This window comes from Porphyromonas sp. COT-290 OH860 (assembly GCF_000768935.1).
Lineage (GTDB): Bacteria > Bacteroidota > Bacteroidia > Bacteroidales > Porphyromonadaceae > Porphyromonas.
The window spans coordinates 1-3210 of the sequence record NZ_JRAR01000056.1; the positions used below are offsets into that span (position 1 = coordinate 1).

Sequence of the window (3210 nt, forward strand, 5' to 3'; positions counted from 1 at the left end):
TGTGCTTGAAGGTGTCAAATAACCGTAAAATCCCCATCCCTGAGGGAAATATCCCTCAGGGATGGGGATAGGGGGATAGTATTCAAGTCTCCCAAAGCCGTCAAACACGCAAAAAACACCGAGAAAGATACAAGAAACTTTGAGCGGTGCATTGCGCAATAGTCTCAAAGTAGTCTTTTTAGTCTTTTTTTGATTACTTTTGTTTGGCTTGTCTGAGTTAGGGCTAAGGCTTAGGTTTTCGAGTCTACGCACCTCTCGCAGTCTAGATCATAGATTGACATAGCCTGAGAGCATTGAGCATATTTTAATTTATAAATAATGTATAGCCATGTTTGAGAATAGCTACTGCATCATCATGGGAGGGGGGATCGGAAGCCGATTCTGGCCATCTAGCAGAGAGAATAGACCCAAACAGTTTCTAGATATATTCGGCACTGGTCGCTCTCTTCTACAGATGACCTTCTACCGATTTGCCACCTTTATCCCTACGAAAAACATTCTAGTGGTTACCAACGAGATCTATCGGGACCAAGTACTAGAGCAACTTCCAAGTCTAAGCCCTAACCAAATCCTACTAGAACCCCTAAGGCGCAATACAGCTCCATGTATTGCCTATGCCTGCTACCACATACAGGCACTTAACCCACAGGCCAACATCGTTGTTAGCCCCTCTGATCATCTAATTCTGAACGAAATGGAATTCAGTAAAGATGTTCAGAGTGCCCTAAGCTACGTAGAGCGTCACTCTGAGCTCGTAACCCTTGGCGTACGCCCCTCGCGACCAGAAACGGGCTACGGATACATTCAGATGGGTAAACAGAAAGCAGACAACGAGGCGTTCCATAACGTAAAGACTTTCACTGAAAAGCCTAATCTAGAGATGGCACAAATTTTCCTAGACAGTGGGGAGTTTCTGTGGAATAGTGGCATGTTCATCTGGAACATACAGACCATTACCTCTGCCTTACGCCAGCATCTACCCGAGCTGTGCTCTCTGCTGGACGAAGGAGCAGGTCTGTATGCCACCGAAGGGGAACACGACTTCATCAAAGAGGCATTTCCTCGCAGCCAGAGCATATCTATCGACTTCGGAGTTATGGAGAAGGCGGACAACGTAACGGTTCTACCCGTAGATTTCGGGTGGGCTGATCTCGGCACTTGGGGCTCTCTCTATGAGCTCAAAGACAAGGACGAACAGCGCAATGTTATCCTACATGCCAATTCGGCTTTCTACGAGGCACATGGCAACATTGTGTCAATGGAGGACCCAGACTCTTTGGTTGTCGTTCAGGGTATAGACGACTGCATCATTGCGCATTCCAACAAGGTTCTTCTGATATGCAAAAAAGATCAAGAGCAGCGCATCAAAGAATTTATGGGTAACGCCTCTAGTACATACAACAAGAAGTACGACTAGGGGCCCTACTTGCCCAAGCGATTATGTCAGAATGCACAAAGAATAGTACCACTTATGACCGCTAGCCCATACAGAGTGCTCTAAGGTTATATCTCTAGCGCCGTATAGTCAGGCTGGGTCTTGGCAACTTGCTCTTTATGCATTCTGACACTCCCTAAATAGGAACCACAACGAATACACACTTTAATGCGATTCCCCTTGTGCTATTTGGGCTAGCACATCAATCTCATTAAGGTCAAAACACACAGCCTCAACTACACTTCATATGGAAGCCTTACTGCATTTAATTTGGCAGCAACGTCTATACACAACCCTATCCCCTACCCCTCACGACACTTGGAGAAGGCTGGAGGTTATTGACCCCGGGCTATACAATACTGATGCTGGGCCGGACTTTCTAAATGCCAAAATACGCATCGATAATATGCTCTGGTGTGGAGATATAGAGATACATCAATCTTCCCAAGAGTGGTATAGACATAAGCACCAACACAATCCTCTCTATCAGTCGGTAATTCTACACATAGTTGTAGAGCAAGGAGCACCAACATACGACATTCGAGGAAGGCTGATCCCTAGCTGCCGAATAGTCTATCCCGAAGAGCTAGAGCAGAGAGCACTCTATCTAGTACACCACAGCCAAGAACTACCCTGCGCACCTCTAACCGATATGCTGACCAAGATTGAGAAGCATGACTGGTACGAGGAGCTACTACGACACCGACTAGAGAGACGCCTAGAGGAACTACAGAAGTACTTGGAGCAGCATCAGTCGGATAGATTGGAAGCTCTGTATATGCTCTTGATGAGATACTTTGGCTTTGGGCTAAACAATGATGCTATGGAGCGACTTGCCCGAAATCTACCATTACGCTACTTACTAAAACATCGAGATCATCTACTCCAGCTAGAGGCCCTACTACTAGGACAGGCAGGCCTACTAAAACAACTCCCCAAAGATGACTACGTCGAAACTCTACGCAAAGAACATCAATTCCTCGCACACAAATACCAACTTACTCAGCCTCTGCCCAGCAGTACCTTTCGGCTAACACGTACCCGTCCGGCAAGTTTCCCTACTAAACGACTCATACAGATTGCCAACATCATACATCAACACGACTTCCTATCGGACTTATGTCTAGAGGTAGACTCGGAGAGAGCTCTAGAGAGGCTCTTCGGCATAGAACTCAGACACCACTATCGGGCATCGCTCGCTTCATGGTCAAGGATAGGTGGGTTATCAAAGGCTTCCGTAAGAATGCTTGGAGTCAATGTCGTCGTACCTTATCAATACCTAGTGGCAATGCTAGACAGTCGTCCAGAGCTTCGAGAGCGATCGAGCCAACTACTGAAGTCACTAGTAGCAGAAGACAATCGACCTATCAGGCTGTTTGCTCGTGCAGGACTAACAGCCACTAATGCCTCAGAGAGTCAAGCTCTACTAGAGCTATACAAGATGTATTGCCAGAGGCGCAAATGCCTCTTTTGCCGCTTCGGTCGAGCCAAGATGTGCGTTAGCAGCAGGCCATCATCTAGCTTATAGCTAAAAACACATATCACTCAACCTTACAATTAGGAGGTTCCAGACGTGTATTACCTTGGGAGTAAATGCACGGTAACACTAATCTGATGCTCTGGATGTGCACCTGCATTCACACGCACAACCCTTACGAGACTATTGCGCAATGTGCGGCTCAAAGGTTCTTGTATCTTTCTCGGTGTTTTTTGCGTGTTTGAGCGGCTTTGGGAGCCTTGAATACTATCCCCCTATCCCCATCCCTGAGGGATAT

At 46.7% G+C, this 3210-nt stretch carries 2 protein-coding genes; both read left to right on the forward strand.

Annotation, left to right across the window (positions count from 1 at the left end):
• Positions 1-328 precede the first annotated feature (328 nt).
• Entirely contained in the window at positions 329-1417 is a 1089-nt protein-coding gene (locus HQ41_RS06130) for a mannose-1-phosphate guanylyltransferase (RefSeq protein WP_044189331.1), read from the forward strand.
• 265 nt (positions 1418-1682) lie between these two features.
• Positions 1683-2963, forward strand: coding sequence for a DUF2851 family protein (locus tag HQ41_RS06135; protein ID WP_044189332.1), 1281 nt, complete (start codon positions 1683-1685; stop codon positions 2961-2963).
• Positions 2964-3210: the final 247 nt, after the last annotated feature.

Coding starts and splice junctions, on each gene's coding strand:
- HQ41_RS06130 (WP_044189331.1), top strand. CDS start 329: ATGTTTGAGAATAGCTACTGCATCATCATGGGAGGGGGGATCGGAAGC.
- HQ41_RS06135 (WP_044189332.1), top strand. CDS start 1,683: ATGGAAGCCTTACTGCATTTAATTTGGCAGCAACGTCTATACACAACC.